At 66.1% G+C, this 19880-nt stretch carries 18 protein-coding genes and 1 tRNA gene; 9 read left to right on the forward strand and 10 right to left on the reverse strand.

The features are described 5' to 3' along the window. Positions 1 to 26 precede the first annotated feature (26 nt). From D9601_RS01555 to thpR, 3 genes are all read right to left on the reverse strand, one after another. Entirely contained in the window at positions 27 to 3131 is a 3105-nt protein-coding gene (locus tag D9601_RS01555) for a TonB-dependent receptor (RefSeq protein WP_198352180.1), read from the reverse strand. Positions 3132 to 3468: 337 nt separating this feature from the next. Then, positions 3469 to 4002, reverse strand: coding sequence for a superoxide dismutase family protein (locus D9601_RS01560; RefSeq protein ID WP_198352181.1), 534 nt, complete (start codon positions 4000 to 4002; stop codon positions 3469 to 3471). A 59-nt stretch (positions 4003 to 4061) separates the two neighbouring features. Further along, positions 4062 to 4607: an RNA 2',3'-cyclic phosphodiesterase gene (gene thpR / locus D9601_RS01565; protein WP_198352182.1), complete on the reverse strand. Its 546-nt coding sequence runs from the start codon at positions 4605 to 4607 to the stop codon at positions 4062 to 4064. Between the two features lie 209 nt (positions 4608 to 4816). Between thpR and D9601_RS01570 the strand changes: the two genes are divergently transcribed. Next, on the forward strand, positions 4817 to 5557 hold the full coding sequence (locus D9601_RS01570) for a Bax inhibitor-1/YccA family protein (protein ID WP_198352183.1): 741 nt from the start codon (positions 4817 to 4819) through the stop codon (positions 5555 to 5557). 89 nt (positions 5558 to 5646) lie between these two features. Next, the gene (locus tag D9601_RS01575; RefSeq protein WP_198352184.1) at positions 5647 to 6426 is read left to right on the forward strand and encodes a transglutaminase-like domain-containing protein; all 780 of its coding nucleotides are present in this window, start codon (positions 5647 to 5649) and stop codon (positions 6424 to 6426) included. A gap of 245 nt (positions 6427 to 6671) precedes the next feature. Here the strand turns inward: D9601_RS01575 and D9601_RS01580 are convergent, their stop codons facing one another. Continuing rightward, the gene (locus tag D9601_RS01580; protein WP_198352185.1) at positions 6672 to 7007 is read right to left on the reverse strand and encodes a hypothetical protein; all 336 of its coding nucleotides are present in this window, start codon (positions 7005 to 7007) and stop codon (positions 6672 to 6674) included. A 167-nt stretch (positions 7008 to 7174) separates the two neighbouring features. Here D9601_RS01580 and D9601_RS01585 point away from each other — a divergent pair, with 167 nt between their 5' ends. Both D9601_RS01585 and D9601_RS01590 read left to right on the forward strand, forming a co-directional pair. Next, positions 7175 to 7453, forward strand: coding sequence for a hypothetical protein (locus D9601_RS01585; protein WP_198352186.1), 279 nt, complete (start codon positions 7175 to 7177; stop codon positions 7451 to 7453). Positions 7454 to 7731: 278 nt separating this feature from the next. Then, positions 7732 to 8289, forward strand: coding sequence for a hypothetical protein (locus tag D9601_RS01590; protein WP_198353331.1), 558 nt, complete (start codon positions 7732 to 7734; stop codon positions 8287 to 8289). Between the two features lie 38 nt (positions 8290 to 8327). On the opposite strand, the gene D9601_RS01595 is transcribed toward D9601_RS01590, so the two are convergent. The 3 genes from D9601_RS01595 to D9601_RS01605 all read right to left on the reverse strand — a co-directional run bounded on the left by D9601_RS01595 (position 8328) and on the right by D9601_RS01605 (position 9984). Continuing rightward, on the reverse strand, positions 8328 to 9062 hold the full coding sequence (locus tag D9601_RS01595) for an extensin-like domain-containing protein (RefSeq protein ID WP_198352187.1): 735 nt from the start codon (positions 9060 to 9062) through the stop codon (positions 8328 to 8330). Next, positions 9062 to 9808: an NUDIX domain-containing protein gene (locus tag D9601_RS01600; RefSeq protein WP_198352188.1), complete on the reverse strand. Its 747-nt coding sequence runs from the start codon at positions 9806 to 9808 to the stop codon at positions 9062 to 9064. The genes D9601_RS01595 and D9601_RS01600 overlap by 1 nt, the downstream gene beginning before the upstream one ends. 100 nt (positions 9809 to 9908) lie before the next feature. Then, positions 9909 to 9984 (reverse strand) — tRNA-Ala (locus D9601_RS01605). A 215-nt stretch (positions 9985 to 10199) separates the two neighbouring features. Between D9601_RS01605 and D9601_RS01610 the strand changes: the two genes are divergently transcribed. Both D9601_RS01610 and D9601_RS01615 read left to right on the forward strand, forming a co-directional pair. Then, the gene (locus tag D9601_RS01610) at positions 10200 to 11666 is read left to right on the forward strand and encodes a DUF2171 domain-containing protein (protein ID WP_232473772.1); all 1467 of its coding nucleotides are present in this window, start codon (positions 10200 to 10202) and stop codon (positions 11664 to 11666) included. A 139-nt stretch (positions 11667 to 11805) separates the two neighbouring features. Further along, a complete protein-coding gene (locus D9601_RS01615; protein ID WP_198352189.1) occupies positions 11806 to 12798 on the forward strand; it encodes an NADP-dependent oxidoreductase in 993 nt (330 codons plus the stop codon). A gap of 57 nt (positions 12799 to 12855) precedes the next feature. Here D9601_RS01615 and ypfJ read toward each other — a convergent pair whose 3' ends face one another. After that, a complete protein-coding gene (gene ypfJ, locus D9601_RS01620) occupies positions 12856 to 13770 on the reverse strand; it encodes a KPN_02809 family neutral zinc metallopeptidase (protein WP_198352190.1) in 915 nt (304 codons plus the stop codon). 107 nt (positions 13771 to 13877) lie between these two features. On the opposite strand from ypfJ, the gene D9601_RS01625 reads away from it, so the two are divergent. After that, a complete protein-coding gene (locus D9601_RS01625; protein ID WP_198352191.1) occupies positions 13878 to 14663 on the forward strand; it encodes a 3-hydroxybutyrate dehydrogenase in 786 nt (261 codons plus the stop codon). A 22-nt stretch (positions 14664 to 14685) separates the two neighbouring features. On the opposite strand, the gene D9601_RS01630 is transcribed toward D9601_RS01625, so the two are convergent. Both D9601_RS01630 and D9601_RS01635 read right to left on the reverse strand, forming a co-directional pair. After that, positions 14686 to 15381 (reverse strand): hypothetical protein, encoded by a 696-nt coding sequence (locus tag D9601_RS01630; protein ID WP_198352192.1) that lies wholly within the window; start codon positions 15379 to 15381, stop codon positions 14686 to 14688. A 32-nt stretch (positions 15382 to 15413) separates the two neighbouring features. Further along, positions 15414 to 16376 carry a cation diffusion facilitator family transporter gene (locus tag D9601_RS01635; protein WP_198352193.1) on the reverse strand — a complete coding sequence of 321 codons (963 nt, stop codon included), beginning with the start codon at positions 16374 to 16376 and terminating at the stop codon, positions 15414 to 15416. Positions 16377 to 16653: 277 nt separating this feature from the next. Between D9601_RS01635 and D9601_RS01640 the strand changes: the two genes are divergently transcribed. Both D9601_RS01640 and D9601_RS01645 read left to right on the forward strand, forming a co-directional pair. Next, positions 16654 to 18045: a helix-turn-helix domain-containing protein gene (locus D9601_RS01640; RefSeq protein WP_198352194.1), complete on the forward strand. Its 1392-nt coding sequence runs from the start codon at positions 16654 to 16656 to the stop codon at positions 18043 to 18045. A 134-nt stretch (positions 18046 to 18179) separates the two neighbouring features. Then, positions 18180 to 19772: an isocitrate lyase gene (locus D9601_RS01645; RefSeq protein ID WP_198352195.1), complete on the forward strand. Its 1593-nt coding sequence runs from the start codon at positions 18180 to 18182 to the stop codon at positions 19770 to 19772. Positions 19773 to 19880: the final 108 nt, after the last annotated feature.

A 19880-nucleotide genomic window follows, 5' to 3' on the forward strand; every position in this document is an offset into this window, starting at 1 on the left:
TAACGCAGCCGCTCGGAACTCTTAATTTAGAAGTCGAACGACAGCTGGAGGCGCGCGTTGCGCGGGGTCTGATAACCGTTGATCGTCCTGTAATAGGGCGACGCGCGACCCTGACTGTCGGTGCCATACTCGCTGCGGCTGACGACCGCTTGGCGGTTCAGCACGTTGAACACCGTACCGCGCAGCGTCATCGCCGCCTTGCCGACGTTGAACTTGTAGCTGATGTCCAGATCGTTGGTGATCAGCCAGTCGCTCTTGAACACGGAGCCGCGCTGGATCAGCTGAACGGGCGCGGTCACCGACGGGTCGGTATTGATCGAGCCATCCGCATTGACCTGGCAATAAAGGCCGCCGGCGCCATAGGCATAAGCATAGGGATCGACCGACTTGGGCACGCGACCAAGGCAACCGAACCGCCGCGGCGCATAGGCCTGGACGTTGAGGCCGACATTGAGGCTGTCAAAGAACAGGTAGCTGCCCGCCAGCTTGATCACGTGGCGCTTATCGTTCGGGGAATAGCCGTAGGTGCCGTTGACCAGGCCGGGCTGGTCGAAGTCGGTGGTCAGGCCGGTGTCGCTCTGGCCGTTGTCGGTCTTCACGCCACCTTCGTAATTCCCGATCGTCTTCGAATAGGTGTACGAGCCGTCGAAGCTCCACACGCCATCGAACTCACGATGAGCTTCGAAGGTGATGCCCTTGTAGGTGCGCACCGCCCGCGGATAGCCGAGTTGCGCCGCAGTGAACGAGACGGTGCGTGGCGTGCTTTCACCGTTGATCGGATAGGCGAGCTGGACGGTGGCGCCACTGCCCGGATTGATCAGCACATATTGATCGAACCCGCCCCAGAGCGACGAACAACCACTGATCTTCTGCTGGATGCAGTAATTGTTGATCGCGCCGTCGATGGCGGCGTCCTCCAATACTTCGTTCAGCTTGGTGTAGGTGAAGAAGGCACCGATTCGCCAGCGTGCGCCGATCCGCTTCTCGTATCCGAGGATATATTCATCCGCCGACTGCGGTTTCAGCGTCGAGGACACGGTGGAGGCCGCCTCCTTCGGCTGACCGTTTCCGGTGACCGAGCAATTGAGCACCTTGTCGTCAGGGCAGGCCGCCGCACCGGAATAGAGCACCGGCGCACCGAGAATCGGAATGTTGCTGCTGTTCAATCCGGCGTACAGGTTGGTTCGGATGAAATAGGTTTCACCACCGGTCAGACGGATGTTGGTGTTCGACGCAACGGGGATGAACAGGCGGCCGAAGCTGCCGTAGATCTTGTCACGCTGGTCACCGATCGGATCGAAGGTGAATCCAAGACGCGGCCCCCATTGATTGCCCGATCGGTAGAAGGTCTGGTTGAGCGCGTTGTTGTTGGTGAAGCGGTCGTTGCGCAGGCCTAGATTGAGGTTGAGTCGATTTGAGAACAACGACCAGCTGTCCTCGATATAGTAGGCGCTATTGAGCGACTTGAATACGCCGGACTGCCGATAGACGCTCTGCTGAACATAGTCGGTGCCAACGGCGAGGCCGTAGCTGTTGCTCGCGTCCGCACGGTAGATGCTGTAGCCGATGCCATTGCCCGACGGCAGGTAGAGCGAGTTCGACGACAGCTCCTCGCGATCGTAACCGCCCTTGACGTGATGCGAACCAAGTAGGTTGAAGTAGAGATCGGCGTCGCCGCGGTAGAACTTCCGCGTATCCTCGCTGATTCCCTGGCTGCCGCCGGCAACGGTCAGCGTCTTACTGACGAGCGGATCGCGAAAGTCGCCGGCGCCCGGCACGATCGTGTTGGTCGCGTTGAACGACTGATAATTGTAGTTGTTCTCGTTGCGCCCATAGGCGGCCGACAGCGTCAGCCACTTCGTCATCACGCCGGTATAGCGTGCGACATAGTTGTTGCCGCCGTAGGTCGACAGGGTGCGTCCGCTGTACGGGCCATCGGTGTTGGTGAGGTAGTTGTACCGGTTCGCGGCGGTGACGGTATTGCCGTAGGTACTGTTGACGTCGTTGCCTACGGTGCTGAAATAGGTGAAGTCGAGGCGCTGTCCGTCGGTGACCACGAGATCAACCTTGCCCGCCCAGAACGGCGAGTGCGTCGAGTAATAGCTGCGGCTGGTCCCGAGATACTTTGCCGGATTGGACACGTCGCTGGTCCGCGGATCGCCGAGGAACTGGCGGCCGGCACCGCTGCTCGTATTGTCGCGGGCCTGGTACAGGCCGTAAAAGAACAGATGGTCCTTCCAGATCGGGCCGGACAATTGGAAGATCGTCGAGCGTGCATCGCTGGTGCCGCCGTCATTGTCCGATCCGAAGGTGTCGCGGCCGTATGAGCGCAGCTTGTTCGGATTCCAGGTGAACAGGACGCCGCCGTGGAAGTCGTTCGAACCCGACTTCGTGGTCGCGCTGGTGAAGCCGCCGGTGGTGCGCCCGAATTCCGCGGCAAAGCCGCCGGTCTTCACTTCCACCGTCTGATACAACTCGAATGGGACACCCGCCGGCGACAGGCTCTTGCGGAAATCGGAGATGTTGAGGCCGTTGACGAAATAGGCGTTTTCCGAAACCGCCGACCCGTTGACCGAGGGTAAGCCGCCGAAGGCGCCCGAACCTGCCGCCGTCCCCGGCGCCTGTAGAATGATGGCGGTCAGGCTACGCGCGATCGGCAGGCGTGTGGCAATGTCCGCAACGTTGATGATCTGGCCGGTGGTGGTCAGGTCGAAGTCGGTCGTCTTGATGCGCTTGCTGGTGATGGTGATGTCGCCACCTGCCGCGCCCAGGCGAAACTGGTTGGACGATGCGCCGGCGGCGAGCCGAACCGCCGATTCGGCATAAGCGTCGAAGCCAGGTGCCTCGACCGTGAAGTCATAGTCGCCGTTCTGCAATTCGGGGATCAGATAAGCACCGCCCTTTGTCGTGGTTGCGGAGCGGGTGAAACCCTGGCCGACCGAACGGATCGTGACCGTCGCGCCTTCGATCGGCTTGCCATTGGTGTCGACGACCGTGCCGGTCGCCGCAAAGCTGGTGAATCCCTGCGCTGACGCACTGGGTGCGAGCGCGACCAGGCCGGTCGTTGTCATCAGGCCGTAGAGCGCCGATGCGAGAAGCCCCTTGCGGAGGCCCCGCTTAATGTTCGTCATCCTTGTTCCCCTCTTTGACGCTCCCCAGCGTCTGAAAAGACCAACCGTATACGGTAGGCGGAACAACTATGTTTCAGATTTGCGAGAGTGCAAGGAAGATTTTGCCGTTCGGACGATTCCGGTCAGAATCGTAGCCGATGCGGCCTTTGTGCAACACTGACGTGCTTTCTCGGCGCAAAATGAGCAATGATGTGTCGAACCAGACGTTCGCTGCAAAAGGTTGCTGCGTCCGGCGACTCGCACGTCCAGGCATCCGCGACCGGCTGGCGCGCGGGTGGGGCAATTTTACGGCTGTAGTTGGGTCGGCCATCCCTCGCGATGGCCGACCGTCCGAACGTTAGGCCGGGGCGAACACGCCGCATGCGATGCGGCCGCCGCTGTTGCCCGACGGATCGGTCATCAGATCGTCTGGACCGGCATGGACGACGATCGCCGCGCCGTCGGCATCGAGCAGCCCGGCCAGCGTCTGGCCGGGGATGGTGACGCCCAGCGTGCCGCGGCCATCCGTGCCGACCGTCAGATTGGGCAGGTCGCCCTCGTGCGGGCCCTGCGGATTCATCGTGCCGTGCTTCTTCTGGTCCGGGTTCCAGTGACCGCCTGCGGTGGTGAAATCGGGCGCGTCGCAACGGCCGGTCATGTGGATATGGGCGCCATGCGTGCCCGCCGGCAGGCCCTTGACGTCGAGTGTGTAGCGCAGCCCGCCGGTCACTTCCGTGACCGTGGCGCGGCCGGCGTCGGCGCCGCTGGCGGTATGGAGCATCGCGGTCGCGCGGGCGCCGCCGGCGATCGGCGTGCCGGTCACCATGTCATGGCCTTTGTCACAGGCGGAAAGCGTCAAGGCGGCACAACCGGCCAGGAATAGCGCGCGCATGGTCGAAACTCCCGAGATGATCCTTACGAACCCGTCATGACCCGGCCGGTTCCCGAAAGCTACCCCGCAAACGGCCAGCGCATGACGGCTTCGTAGCGCGCGCCCTCATGCCCGAGGTGGCTTTCGTAGAGGATGAGGTGACCGGCGATGAAGGGCTGGCAGGACAGGCCGGCATGGACCGACAGCCAAGCCTCGATCTCCGGCGCCATGCCATGGCTCCGCCCGAAGCGCGCCAGCGTGACGTGCGGCAGGAAGGCCCGCCGCTCGGGCGGCAGGCCGGCGCGGACGCACGCCTGATCGACCTTGCGTTGGAGATGGCGGAGCGGATCGGACGCCGCCACCGTCGCCAGCAGGGTGTCGGTGCGGCCGCGATGAGCGAAGCAACCGACCCCGGCGATCGTCACCGTCGGCGCCGGTGCGTGTACGGCGGCGAGGGCGGCGGCGACGTCTTCGGCCAGCGGCCGATCGACTTCGCCGATGAACCGCAGCGTGAGGTGAAGTTGCTCGTCATCCTGCCAGCGTGCGCCGGGAATGCCGCCGGCCAGGGTCAGAAGTCGGGCGCGAATCTCGGGGGGCGGGCGCAGCGCGACGAAGAGGCGGGGCATGACGGACCGGCGGCAAGAGGCGAGGGACTGGCCGTGTGTGCCCAAGCCCGCCGGCGGTGGCAATCGCCGGAGCACGCGCGGCGCCGGCGGGTCTGTAACATTCTGTTGCGGGCGACCGCGCGCCGCTCAGCCACCGCTTGAAAAGCGGCCGCCCGGGGCGATATTCCGGGCTAACCGGCATCATGCCGGGCAAAGGAGTTTTGGATACCATGGCTAACTGGTCCGACCCCCGGCAGAGCGCCGCGCCGTTCGGCGCCCCGCGCGCAGGGGCCGCGCGCAGCGGCGCCTATGACGCGGGTCTGCGCTCGTACATGCTGTCGGTCTACAATTACATGACGTCGGGCGTGCTGCTGACCGGCATCGTCGCGCTTGGGTTCGCCTATTCGGGCGCGGCGGAGGCGGTGTTCGCCAATGGCGCGTTGCGCATGATCCTGATGCTGGCGCCGCTCGGCGTGGTGTTCGCGATGAGCTTCGGCCAGGGCCGTTTCTCGACCGGCACGCTGCAGCTGCTGTTCTGGGCGTTCGCGGTGCTGATGGGCCTGTCGCTGTCGACGATCTTCCTGGTGTACAGCGGCACCTCGATCGCCGGCGCGTTCTTCGCCACGGCGGCGGGCTTCGCGGCGCTGAGCCTGTACGGCTATACCACGAAGAAGGATCTGTCGGCGCTCGGCACCTTCCTGATCGTCGGTCTGGTCGGCCTGATCGTCGCCAGCCTGATCAACCTGTTCGTCCAGTCGGGCCCGCTCGCGCTGGTGATCAGCATCGTCGGCGTGCTGCTGTTCGCGGGCCTGACCGCCTATGACACGCAGCGCACCAAGAGCCTGTATTTCCAGGTGGCCGGCACCGACATGGTCGGCAAGGCGGTGATCCTGTCGGCGCTGTCGCTGTACCTCGACTTCATCAACATGTTCCTGTTCGTGCTGCGGCTGTTCGGTTCGCAGCGCAACTGATCCGCAGCGTTGCGCTGATCCCTTGCGAAGGCCCGGCGGCGATCCGCCGGGCCTTTTGTTTTGCCCGTCCTCACTGAAGGGAGCGCGTCATGCGCCTGACGATCGCCGCCGACCTGGACTATGCCATCGTCGGCGGACCGACCGACGTGCTGCTGCAGATCGAGGTCGCGGCGATGCCCGACCAGCGCTTGGTCGAGCAGGCGCTGACGGTGTGGAGCGACCTGCCCATCGCCGCGGTGCGCGGCGAGGACGGCATCGGCCAGCGCTGCTGGGCGCAAGTCGAAGGACGGCTGACCGCAGAATATCGGGCGGTGGTGGAGATCGCGCGGCAGGCCGACGATCTCGCCACGCTGCCGGCGACACCGGTGCGCATGCTCGCCGGTGAACTGGTGCCGTATCTGTTGCCGAGCCGGTATTGCCAGGCCGAGAAATTCGAGGGGTTCGTCCGCGGCGCATTCCCCGGTCTGGCGGGAGGGGCGCTGGCCGCTTCATTGGTCGATTGGGTCGGCGGTGCGCTGACCTATCGCGCCGGGTCGAGTCAGGGGACGACGACGGCGCTCGACACGTTCGCCAGCCGCAGCGGTGTCTGCCGCGATTATGCGCATCTGCTGGTCGCGCTGGCGCGGGCGGGGGAGATACCGGCACGCTGCGTCGCCGCTTATGCACCGGGCGTCGATCCGCCCGATTTCCATGCGGTCGCCGAATTATGGCTGGGCGGCGCGTGGCGACTGGTCGATGCGACCGGCATGGCGACGCCGGAGTCGATCGCCCGCGTCTGCGTCGGCCGCGACGCGACCGACATCGCCTTCCTGACCATCTTCGGCGAGGCGTTCCTGCAGCGGCAGAGCGTCACGGTGACGGCGGGCTGAGCGAATCCTGGGAGCGTCATGCCGAGGAAGGGCAGGCTGCAGAATGCGGGGAGGCGTCGCGCCCTTCGATAGGATCAAGGCGTGCTCCGCCGCCGACTGCAGGCTCGGCGAAGGCTCGTGAGCAGCGGCGCGTCATGCCCCGTGTATGGGACTACGATGGGCGAAAGCCGTCGCCACTTCCCATGGCGACGACTTCGGTTCGTCCGTCAGCCAGGCCTTCAGCCCGGCAACCGACCTATGTGTGGTTACTTCTTGTCGGTATCGCCATTGGTCACGCCGACGACCGGCACCGAGATGCTCTTCTTCTCCGTCTCGACCTTGGGGACGTCGACGGTGGTCTGCTTCGTGCCGGCGACGATCTTCTTCGAGTCCAGATCGACCTTCGGCAACGAGCCGCCCTTTGCCGACACGTCGACCTCCGGCAGCGAGCCCGTCTTGGTGACCTTGGCACTCCAGAAGCCGGTCGCGAACAGCACGATGACGATGAGCGCGATGATGCCCACGATCGCGGCGACGATACGGCCGCTGCCGCCGCGGCGATGGATCACCGTGGTGTCGGTATCGGTGCGATAATCAGACATTTGCATCTCCTCCCTGGTAGATAACTACCTAAGATCGCGTATCCGCGGGGATTTGTTCCATGGTCGTAATAAGCATCCCGCTGCCATCAGGAGGCGTATTGCGCTGAGCGGAACGGAAATGATCTCGGCATCGTTTTTGCCTGCGAACGCCATCTGAGGAGGATGACATGACCGGTATCGACGACAAGGCGCTGGACAGCCTGGCGGTGACCCCGCCCAATGCCGGCAATCAGGAGCGCGACGAGCGGCAGGACGCGGGCCAGGATCGGTCGATCAGCGAGCGGTTGGAGCGTAATCCGGAAAATCCCGATGCGCGGTTGGACAATGCGCTCGACGAATCGATGGACGCCAGCGATCCGCCCGCATCCACGCAGCCGGTGCATAACAACGGCCCGGCCCCTTCCTCGGGCTATGACGAGGAAGCGGAAAAGCGTTTGCAGCAATAAGCTTTATCGAATCGAGTTAAGGAGGCGGTTGCCCGGAGGGGCGGCCGCCTCTCTCGTTACGGGCAATATATTCCGACAGCTTTGCCCACCATCTGTGGCGGGAAATCACCACCCGGCGACATTGCGACGAGCTGCACTCGGTTCGTCGTATCGAATGTTGCGCCGCAACAGGGTTTCGTGATCCTTTTATGACGTCGACCGAGGTCTGTTCAGCACACTGTTAACCATGTGCGGGCATGATCGCGATCGACGGACAGGCAGCGGGCGGGGTGACGGCGATGAGTGCAAGCAGAAGACCGGCAGAAGGCGCGATGACGCTGGCCGAAATGAAGGAGTTCGCGGGGTTCGCCTCGTCGACGCAGCGCTATATCCGGCGCAGCCTCGACATCGGACTGGACCGCGACGATGCGATGGCGCGTTGGTCGCGCGACGTCGTCGAGGCGGCGAGCATCCGGGCACAGGCGCGTCTGTACCGCGCATTGCCCGAACTGCGGCAGCGTGTTCCCGACGACGCCGACCTGACTCAGATGGAGCCGTTTCTGGCACCGCTGGTCACGATCGCGGCCTTCGATCTGGGGCAGGGGCGGCTGACCAGCTTCTCCGCCTTTCGCTTCCTGTACGAGCGGCTGGTCGGGGCGGAGGTGCGGCCGTGGCTGCCGAGCGCCTTCTGCGCCGCGGCGGCGCTGCCGCATCTGCATCCGGAACTGCGGCGCAAGCTGCTGCAGTCGATCAGCGAGGCGGCGGCGACCGCGTCAGGCTGGTCGAACCGCCAGCCGGCGTTCTTCCCGAAATGGGTCGAGAAGGTCGATACGGGATCGGCGACGCTGTCGCATTGAGCCATGCGATCGATCGCCTGCCGGGGGGCGGCGATCGATCAGCGGCAGGCGCGCCAGCCGATCGCGCCGCGATTCGCCTGGTCGAGATGAAGATGATCGCGGTGCGCGGCGTTGTAATCCGGTGACAGGGTCGTGGCGAACAGGCGGCAGGCGCCGTCCCTGATCTCGCGCAGAAAGGCGGCGCGTTGTGGATCGTCGCCGGTCCAGTCGCGCAGCACCGTGATGCGGCGTCCATCTGCGAGGCGGAAGCCGGCGATATCGACGGCATTGGCATGGGCGTGTTCGCTCCAATTGCCGCTGTCGCGCCCGTAGAGGCGGCGGCAGGCGTAGCTGCCGAAATGGTCGATCCCGACGACGCGGCTGCCGAAGCGGCGGCGGGCGGCAGGCTGGACGACATCCCATTCCCATACGGCCAATGCGGCGGCGACGGCGCAGCTGGTGCCAAGGCCGGCGGGTCGGAAGGCGATCGTCCGCGCCCCGCCGGCGACGAAGCGCACCGCTTCGTCATAGCCGCAGCTGGCGCCATCGCAGCGTGCGGGCAAGGTGGTGAAGCGGACGCCGGCGTCGGTGAGCAACGCCCGGCATTGCGGGGCATCGCGCCCGAGCGCGGTGAGCTTGCGCCCGGTCGACAAGCCGATCGGCGCGCCGAGGTCGAGCGCTGTCCAAGGCAGATCCTGTGGCCGGCCGCGCGCCAGCGCCCAGATCAGCAACGCGGCGGCGGCCAGCAGCAGCAGGATGGCGAGCGCCGCGATCGTCCGGCGCAGCGCGCGCATCAGCCGCGACTGGCCTGGTCGAGCGGCTCGCCGGTGACCGGGAAGCCCAGATCGTCGGGGATGCAGAGATGGGCGACCCCGTCGCGGCTGGCGATGAACGGGGTGATCGCCCGGATCGGATGCGCGGCGGCGTCGGCGACGGCCTGCTCATAGGTCGTAAAGCGCGCCAACCGTTCGAGCGTGCGGCGGGTGGGATAGATGATCGTCGCGCGGCCGGCATCGGCGGCGGCGAGCATCGCCGCGGCGGTCGTCCAGGTCAGCCGGCGATTCTCCGTACCGTCGACCTGTGCCTGCGCCGACAGGGGCGCGCGGGCAAGGAAGAAGAGCGTGTCGAACAGGCGGGTGGTGCGATGGTTGGGGCGCCAGCGCGCGAACGGGGTGAGCGTCGAGAGGTCGAGCGTCATCCCGGCCGCGGCCAGCGCCGCGGCGAACGGCCGGCCAGCGTGGAGCGCGGCGCGCAGCCGTCCGATCGCCGTCGCGTCGGGCGAGGGAGAAAGGCCGATGGCGACGCCAGCCTCTTCGATCGTCTCGCGGATCGCGGCGATCCGTGCCGGCGCGTCGTCGCTTTGGCCCTGCGCGTCGGCGAGGGCATGATCACCCGGATCGATCCGGCCGCCGGGAAAGACCATGGCACCAGGCGCGAAGGCCATCGCTGCGGCGCGCTCGACCATCAATATCTCGGGTGGTCCGGCCGCCGCCTCGCGGAACAGGATCAGCGTCGCGGCGGGGATCGGAACGGCGGTCATCGCCCCTGTAACGCGCGGGCGTGGCGCCGGGTCAATCGCATGATGGCGGGAGTCATCGATGGGGTATTGCGCGCGGTCGCTGCGGCGTCGTCGGAGTGGGTGGTGGAGCTGAGGGGAATCGAACCCCTGACCTCTGCAGTGCGATTGCAGCGCTCTCCCATCTGAGCTACAGCCCCGCACTCCGAACCCGGCATGGCCGGGAGCGACGCCCTTAGCGGGCCTTTTCCGGCGTTGCAACAGCGCCCGAGCCGTCCTCCCAAATAATCGACCGCCAGACATCGCGACGAAACGCCGCAATTCTGCGGCGCAGTTCGTCGCTACGCGCCCGGAACGACAGGAACGAAGGTCGGTCTTGATGCTTGTTAACCCTCGGACGCAGGGGTGCAGATCGATGCCCCGCAACCGCAGGATGCTCTATTTCAAGGAGACGATCATGGGCTACGAACGCTACCCGCGGAACAGCAATCCGCAGGGCGACTATTACGGCCGCTCCGACACGCAGGATTACGGACACGATTACGGCTCGGGCCGCTCGTACAGCTATTCCAGCGCGCGCGACTATCAGGCGAGCGGCGCCTATGACGACGACCGCAACGACCGTAACGATCGCAACAGCGGTCAGGATTATGGTCGTCGCGAATATGGCAACCAGCGCTACGACAGCCGTGAGCGGTTCAACCGCGACCGCGACAACTATGGCGCGCAGGGCGGTTACGGCCGCAACGACAGCTACCAGAGCGGCAGCTATCGCGGCAATTCGGACAACCGCTACGTCCAGCAGAACCGCTACGAGCAGGGTCGCTACGAGCAGGGTCGCTACGAGCAGGGCCGCAGCGGCGGCTACGATCAGAACCGCTTCGGTGGCGGCAACGACCAGAACCGCTACGGCGGTGGCAACGACCAGAACCGTTATGGCGGCGAGCGCCAGGAATATCACGGCAGCTACTCGCACGACGGCCGTCGCTTCCTCGATGTCGGCAACTACAGCCATGCCGACGACGACAACCAGCGCAGCCGATACGAGAATCGCAGTGGCTACGGCCAGCAGTCCGGCCAACGCGACCAGAACCGCCAGCAGGGCTATGGTCGCCAGCCGCAGGGCTACGACTATGAAGAGCGCGGCTTCTTCGCGCGCGCCGGCGACGAGGTGCGCTCGTGGTTCGGTGACGAGGATGCCGAGCGTCGCCGCGAGCAGGATGCGCGCTACGACGAGAACAGCTATGGCAACCGCGACAGCGAGCGCAGCTATGGCCATCGCGACGAGGATTACGGCCACTGGCGCCGTGGCCAGATCGCCGCGCTGGACCGCGACTATGACGAATATCGCAACGAGAACCGCAGCAAGTTCGAGAACGAATTCTCGTCGTGGCGCACCAATCGGCAGGGCCAGCGCGACCTGCTGAACAAGGTCGAAGAGCATCAGGACGTCGTCGGGTCGGACGGCGAACATGTCGGCACCGTCGACAAGGTGCGCGGCGATCGCATCCTGCTGACCAAGAACGATGCCGATGCCGGCGGCCGTCACCACTCGATCCCGTCGAGCTGGCTGAAGAGCGTCGACGGCAAGGTGACGCTGTCGAAGACCGCGAGCGAGGCCAAGTCGGCGTGGCGCGACGAGGAGCGCAACCAGGCGATGTTCGGCTATGGCGACAATACCGACGGCAGCAACCGCGGCACGTCGGCGACCAACTCGTCGTCGCTGGATCGTTCGACCTCGACCAGCGGTCAGTCGACCACCGGCGGCATGTCCTCGACCGGCACCACCTCTTCGACCGGCGCCACGTCGACCGCGGGGCAGACTGAGCAGAAGAGCGGTGACAGCACCACGCTGAACCGGAGCGGCACGGGCAGCATCTGAGCCCGCGACTGCGCGACGCGGCCCTAGGGCCGCCGGAAAGGCCCGGGTGCGACCCGGGCCTTTTTCGTTTCAAACCGAAACCCTGTTGCCATCGGACCGCCCGCCGCGCCACGATGCGCCATCGCTTTGCAAGGAGATCATGATGCCCCGCGCCTGGACCCTGACGTCGCGTCCGCAAGGCATGCCGACGCCCGACAATTTCGCGCTGGTCGACCTCGATTCGCGCCCGCTCGAGGACGGTGAGCTGCGCGTCGCCAACCAATGGCTGTCGGTCGACCCCTATATGCGCGGCCGGATGAACGACGTGAAAAGCTACACGCCGCCCTTCGCGCTGGGTAAGCCGATGGAGGGCGGCGCGATCGGCACGGTGGTGGAGAGCCGCTCCGACCAGTTCAAGCCGGGCGACACGGTGCAGCATTTCGCCGGCTGGCGCGACGAGGCCGTGCTGCCCGACAAGCAGGTGCAGCCGCTGCCGCAGCTCGACGTCGACCCGCAGGCCTATCTCGGGCAGCTCGGCATGCCGGGGATGACCGCCTATTTCGGCCTTATCGAGGTAGCGCAGCTGAAGGAGGGGGACACCGTCTTCGTCTCCGCGGCGGCGGGGGCGGTCGGATCGACGGTGGTGCAGATCGCCAAGGCCAAGGGCTGCCATGTCATCGGATCGGCCGGCGGGGCGGACAAATGCGCCTGGGTCCAGTCGCTCGGCGCCGATGCGGTGATCGACTATAAGGGCGACGTGCCGGTGGTGAAGGCGCTGGGCGAGGTCGCGCGCAACGGCATCGACGTCTATTTCGACAATGTCGGCGGCGACCATCTCGACGCGGCGCTGGCGCATGCCAATCTCCACGCCCGCTTCGCGATCTGCGGCATGATCGACATCTACAATTCCACCGAGCCGACCTGCTTGCGGTATCTCGGCCGGCTGATCGGCAATCGTGTGCGGGTGCAGGGATTTCTGGTGCGCGACTATTATGATCGCGCCGCGGAATTCTATCGCGACATGGGTGGCTGGCTGCAGGACGGCAAGCTGAAGCGGCAGGAGACGGTGGTCGAGGGGCTGGAGCGGATGCCGGAGGCGTTCCTGGGGCTGTTCTCGGGCGGCAACACCGGGAAGATGCTCGTCCGCGTATAAGTCACATCGCGGCCCCTCCCACTAAGGGAGGGGCTGACGGCCGTCATTGCCGCCGCATCAGACGCCGCCGTTGAACGTGTCGCATTGCGCGGGATCGCCGGTCTCGAAGCCATGCTTCAGCCAGTAAACGCGCTGCGCCGAGGTGCCGTGGGTGAAGCTGTCGGGCACGACCCGGCCCTGCGCCTCCTTCTGCAGCGTGTCGTCGCCAATCGCATTGGCGGCGGTCAGCCCTTCCTGCAGGTCGCCGGCGTCCATCCGGTCGCGGTTCTTCGCCGCCCAGACACCAGCGTAGCAATCGGCCTGGAGTTCGAGGCGGACCGAGGCGGCATTGCCCTCCGCCTCGCCCGACGAGCGCTGGATCCGCTGCACCTGATCCGACGTGCCGAGCAGGTTCTGGATGTGATGACCGAATTCGTGTGCGATCACGTAATCTTGGGCAAAATCGCCCTTGGCGCCGAAGCGGTTGGCGAGTTCGTTGAAGAAGCTGGTGTCGAGATAGATGCGTTGGTCGGTCGGGCAGTAGAAGGGCCCCATCGCCGACTGCGCGGCGCCGCAGCCCGACCGGCCGTTCTGATCGAAGAAGGTCAGGCCGGGCGCGCGGAATTGCTGGCCCGACTGGGCGAAGATCGCCTGCCACGTCTTGTCGGCAGAGCTGAACGCGTTGCAAGCGGCGCGCTTGTCGGGCTCGGACGAGCAGACGGCGGTCGCGCCCTTGCCTTCGGACGGGGCGCTGCGCGTCACCTGCGTACCGCTGCCCCCGCCGCCGCCGAGAATGCTGCCGAGGTTGCCGAGCCCGCCGAACACCGCCAGCAACAGCAACACGACGACGATACCGCCGCAGCCGAATCGGCTGCCGATCAGCGGCAGCAGGCCGAAGAGCAGACCGCCCCCGCCGCCGCCACCGAAGCCGCCGCCACCGGTGTTGCCCTGATCCTCGACGTCAATGTCGGGATCGAAATCGTCGAGGCGCATGGGGCATGTCTCCGTTCTGCTCGCGTTACGAAATGCGCGGAACGCCTCACGGTTGCAACGCGCCGCCCGGAACGGGCATGGAGCGGGGTATAAAGAGGAGAAGCGCCATGTTCCTGAAGGGCAAGACCGCCGTCATCACCGGTTCCACCTCCGGCATCGGCCTCGCCTATGCGCGCGCCTTCGCAGCGGAAGGGGCGTCGGTGGTGATCAATGGCTTCGGCGATGCGGCGGCGATCGAGACGACCCGCGGCGAGCTGGCGGCGGCGAGCGGTGCGGCGGCGCTGTACGATGCGGCGGACATGACCCAGCCGGACGCGATCGCGGCGATGATCGAGCGAGCGGCGCGCGAGACGGGGTCGGTCGACATCCTCGTCAACAATGCCGGCGTCCAGCACGTCGCGCCGATCGACCAGTTCCCCGACGACAAGATGCTCGCGATCGTCCAGATAAACCTGCTGAGCGCCTGGTATGCGATGAAGGCGGCGGTGCCGCACATGAAGGTCGCGGGCTGGGGCCGGATCATCTCCACCGCCAGTGCGCACAGCCTGGTCGCCAGCCCCAACAAATCGGCCTATGTGATGGCCAAGCACGGCCTTGCCGGACTGACCAAGACGGTGGCGCTAGAGGTCGCGCAGGCCGGTGTGACGGTCAATTGCATCTCGCCCGGCTATGTCTGGACGCCGCTGGTCGAGGCGCAGATCCCAGACACGATGGCGGCACGCGGCCTGACCCGCGAGCAGGTGATGAACGACGTGCTGCTCGCCGCGCAACCGACCAAGGCGTTCGTCACACCCGAACAGGTGGCGGCGCTGGCGCTGTTCCTGTGCCGTGACGAAGCCAAGGCGATCACCGGCGCCAATTTGTCGGTCGACGGCGGCTGGACGGCGATGTGATGGGTGGCCGCGGCCGCTGCGGTCAGTGCGTCGGCAGCGGCTGCACCACGGCGGTCGCGGCGCTCGGCATCGGCATCGCGGCCGGCGGCGCAACGACCGCAGCGGGGCCAGTCGGACCCGGCGCCGCGACCAGCGGCGTGGCAGCGAGCGGCGGCAGCGAGGCGAGATAGGCCTTGCCGTGCATGTTGACCGGGGTGATCGCCGTGGCATTGGCGGCGGCGACCGCCTGCAGATAGGAACGCGGCTTCTTCATCAGCTTGGGCTGGTCAAGCCCGGTCAAGCCGGCGATGCGCGCCGCCTCCTTGACGAAGTGGATGCAGTTGCGCGTGTTGAGATTGTACCGACCATCGCCGGTCTTGTCGTCCCAGGCGGCGATCAGCTTAAGCTCCTCGGCATATTGCGCGTCGCTCAGCGTGACCGAGAATTGCGCATCGCTGCCGTTGATATAGCCGGGCTTGGCGATGTCGAGCCGACCCGCGACGGTGCCCATCAGGATCGCGGGGGTCACCGCCTTGGCGGTGAAGCCGTAATTGGCGTCGACCGGCGCGCCGCCGGCATCGGGCACGCCGCGCAGGGTGAAGAAGGCGTGCGGAAAGCTGTTGCCGAATTCGTGGCTCCAGAAGGTGATCGTCACCTTTGCCCAGGCCGGCGCGGCGCCCAGCACCCCGGCAAGCGTCAGGAACAGGGCGAGTAGCGGGCGGAGCAATCTAGGAGCCATGGCGGCCAGTCTAGCGCGGCGCCGGCGCGACGTCAGCCCGCCAGACCGCGATCGGTCGCGGTGCTCACCGCATTTTCGTGCTTCTCCGGACGGATGTAGATCGAGCTCAGCGTCGGTACCGCGGTCCGCAGCTGATCCTCCAGCTCCTCGATCAGCGTCTCGCCTTCACCCATCGTCACGCTGTCGACAAAATCGGCACTGACCGCGGCGAACACCGATTCGGGTGCGGTATGAATAGTACGGACGTGATTGACCGACGTGACGGCGGGATGCGCGGCGACGATCCGCCGAACCGTCTCGACCACCTGCGGGTCGGCACGCTCACCGATCAGCAAACCCTTTGCCTCGCGCGCCAGCAGCATGGCGACCAGGCCGAGGATCAGGCCGATCACGATCGAGGCGATGCCGTCGATGCGCGGATCGGCGAAGGCGTGGCTGGCCCAGACGCCGATCGCGGCGATGACGAGGCCGGCGAGCGCCGCCGAATCCTCGAACAGGACGATGAAGCCCGCCGGATCCTTCGATCGGCGGATCGCCTGCCACCAGCCCAGCCGGCCCTTCGATTCGCGGAATTCGCGCATCGCCAGGAACCACGACGATCCCTCGAGCAGCGCCGCGATCGCGAGGACGATATAGTTGACCAGGGGGTCGGTCAGTTCCTCCGGCTCGATGATATGGAGATAGCCTTCGTAGACCGATACACCGGCGCCGACCGCGAAGATCAGGATCGCGACCACGAAGGCCCAGAAATAGAGCTCGCGGCCGTAGCCGAACGGATGGACCTCGTCGGGCGGGCGCTTCGCCCGATGCTGGCCGTAGAGCAGCAGGATTTGGTTGCCGCTGTCGACGCAGCTGTGCACGCCCTCAGTCAGCATCGACGATGATCCCGTGATTGCTGCCGCGACGAACTTGGCGATGCCGATCCCGAGATTCGCCGCTAGCGCGCCGTAAAGAACGATATTGTCGCGGATGCGCTGCACGAAGCCGTGGGTCATGCGCTGCCTAACGCGGCGGCGGCATGGTGGTGCCACACGCGGCATCGCAGGCCCCAGAACGGGAATGCCCGCCGGTGGCGATCCACCGGCGGGCACCTTTCCTCCCCAGGAAACCTTCTTCGCCGCTGATAGCCGGGCGGCGCGCGGCGGCCAGCCGGGGTGTGCGGATCGGTACGGTCACGATGTGTACGCCGCTGGTGTCACGATGGGTGCATTTGTGAGGAATTGACAAAAGCGTGCCAGAACGCGACGCGGGACTCGTCAAAGGGGAGGACGAATGGCGGAGCGCAAGTTGTTCGCGGGCCATGCGGTGCGGCGGCTGCGGCGGCAGGCCGGGCTGACGCAGGCGGCGATGGCGGAGGCGATGGCGATTTCGCCGAGCTATCTCAATCTGGTGGAGCGCAACCAGCGGCCGTTGTCGGCGGCACTGCTGGTCAAGCTCGCCGAATCGTACGATTTCGATCCCCGCGCGCTGACGGCGGGCGAGCCGGGCGGCGGCGAGGCGGCGCTGCGCCGGCGGCTTGCCGACCCGATGTTCGCGGACCTGGAGATCGACCGCAACGAGTTGGCCGAATGGATCGCCGGCGCGCCGGGCGGGGCGGAGGCCTTCGCCCGCGTCTACGACCGGCTCGGCGCCGGCGGCGGCAGCGGCGTCGCGCCGGAGGGGCTCGACCCGGTCGGCGAGGTGCGGCGCGAGATCGAGCGCTGGCGCGGCCATTTCCCCGACCTGGACAGCGCGGCCGAGTCGCTGGCCGACGAACTGCGACTGGGGGCGGGGGACCTGTATGGCGCGATCGCCGAACGGCTGCGCGTCAAGCACCAGCTGACGATCCGCATCCTGCCGGTCGACGTCATGCCCGATCTGCTCCACCGACTCGACCTGCACGCGCGGCAACTGCAGTTGAGCGAGACGCTTGACCCGGCGTCGCGGACCTTCGCCGCGGGCTACCAGCTGGCGCTGATCGAGGCACGCAACGAGATCGACGCGCTCGCCAAGGGATCGGGCTTCGCCGATCGTGCATCGGAGCGACTGTTCCGCCGCCACCTCGCCAGTTATTTCGCGGCGGCGGTGATGATGCCCTACACGCGTTTCCTGCGCGCCTGCGAGGCGACGGGCTATGACTTCGAACTGTTGCAGCGACGCTTCGGCGCGGGCTTCGAGCAGGTTGCGCACCGGCTGACGACGCTGCACCGCGTCGGCGCGCGCGGCCTGCCGTTTTTCCTGATCCGAATCGATCGCGCCGGGCAATGTTCGAAACGCTTCGCCGGGTCGAGCGCGTCGCCGCTGGCGGAGGCGCGCGGACGCTGCCCATTGTGGCGGGTGCACCACGCCTTCGATCGTCCCGGCGATCTGGCGGTGCAACTGGTCGAACTGGAGGATCAGGCGCGCTGGCTGACCGTGTCATGCACGGTGACGCCGCAACGTCGCCGTTATGGCGCCGTGGTCGCCGAGTTCGCGATCGGGCTGGGCGTGCCGGCAGAGGTGGCGGGCGGGCTCGCGGTGGCGCGAGGCATCGACCTGAAGGGCGATGCGACGCCGATCGGCCTCGGCTGCCGGGCCTGCCACCGCAGCGATTGCCCGCAGCGATCGGCGCCACCGGCCGGACGGCCGCTGCTGATCAACGAGCGCGACCGCGGTCTCTCCGGCTTTACCTTCGCCGCGGATTGAGTGGATTTATGACAAAACGACACAAGGACTTATGATTCAGTGACACTATGACCATCATCTATGCAGGTCATCAGGTCGAAACGCTTGTAAATCAGGGTACAAAGAACGCGTTCCAACACACAGAGGGCGCGGACATGAGCTATCATCAGACGATCGGTGCGGCGGTTCAGGCGATCGGCGATCGGCCGACATGGGCCGGGATCGATGGCGAGGCGGTCGCGCGTATGCGGTTGCAGAACCGTTTTCGCACCGGCCTCGACATCGCGCGCTACACCGCCGCGATCATGCGGCGCGACATGGCGGCCTATGACGCCGATCCGTCCGCCTACACCCAGTCGCTCGGCTGCTGGCACGGCTTCATCGGCCAGCAGAAGCTGATCGCGATCAAGAAGCATTTCGGCACCACCAAGGGCCGCTACCTGTATCTGTCGGGCTGGATGATCGCGGCGCTGCGCAGCGAATTCGGGCCGCTGCCCGACCAGTCGATGCACGAGAAGACCAGCGTGCCGGCGCTGATCGAGGAACTCTACACCTTCCTGCGACAGGCAGATGCGCGCGAACTGTCGCTGCTGTTCCGCGATCTCGACGCGGCCAAGGCGGCGGGTGACGCGGTCAACACGCATCGCTTGCTGCACAAGATCGACGCGTACGAAACCCATGTCGTGCCGATCATCGCCGACATCGACGCCGGCTTCGGCAATGCCGAGGCGACCTATCTGCTCGCCAAGAAGATGATCGAGGCGGGCGCCTGCGCCCTGCAGATCGAGAACCAGGTCAGCGACGAGAAGCAATGCGGCCACCAGGATGGCAAGGTCACCGTGCCGCACGAGGATTTCCTGCAGAAGATCCGTGCGATCCGCTACGCCTTCCTCGAATTGGGCGTCGAGGACGGCATCATCGTCGCCCGCACCGACTCGCTGGGCGCGGGCCTGACCAAGCAGATCGCCTTTTCGCGCGAGCCGGGCGATCTCGGCGACCAGTACAACGCTTTCCTGGACTGTGAGGAGGTGGTCGATCCGTCGACGTTGCGCGGCGACGTCGTGCTGGCGCGCGACGGCAAGCTGCTGCGGCCGAAGCGGCTGCCGTCCAACCTGTTCCAGTTCCGCGAGGGGACGGGGGCCGACCGCTGCGTGCTCGACTGCATCACCGCGCTCCAGCACGGCGCCGACCTGCTGTGGATCGAGACGGAGAAACCGCATATCGAGCAGATCGCGTCGATGGTCGACCGGATCCGCGCCGTCGTGCCCGATGCCAAGCTGGTCTACAACAATTCGCCCAGCTTCAACTGGACGCTCAACTTCCGTCAGCAGGTCTACGACCGCTGGGCCGGCGAGGGGCGCGACGTATCCGGCTATGACCGGGCTGGGCTGATGAGCGCCAGCTACGACGCCACCGATCTGGCCGCCGAGGCGGACGAGCGCATCCGCACCTTTCAGAAGGATGCGAGCGCGCGGGCGGGCATCTTCCACCATCTCATCACGCTGCCGACCTATCACACGGCGGCGCTGTCGACCGACAATCTCGCGCGCGACTATTTCGGCGAAGCGGGCATGCTCGGCTATGTCGCCGGCGTGCAGCGGCGCGAAATCCGCGAAGGTATCGCCTGCGTCCGCCACCAGAACATGTCGGGCAGCGACATCGGCGACGATCACAAGGAGTATTTCGCCGGTGAGGCGGCGCTGAAGGCCGGCGGCGCCCACAATACGATGAACCAATTCGCCGCCTAAACTTGCTGCGCGGGCCGATGGCGAGATCGTGCCCGCGCATCTTTCGTATTGACCCGAATCAATCGAACCGATTTGGCAGGTGATATCTCTTTACCATGCCAGATCAGA

The sequence above is a fragment of the Sphingomonas sp. MA1305 genome (genome assembly GCF_016107325.1).
GTDB lineage: Bacteria > Pseudomonadota > Alphaproteobacteria > Sphingomonadales > Sphingomonadaceae > Sphingomonas.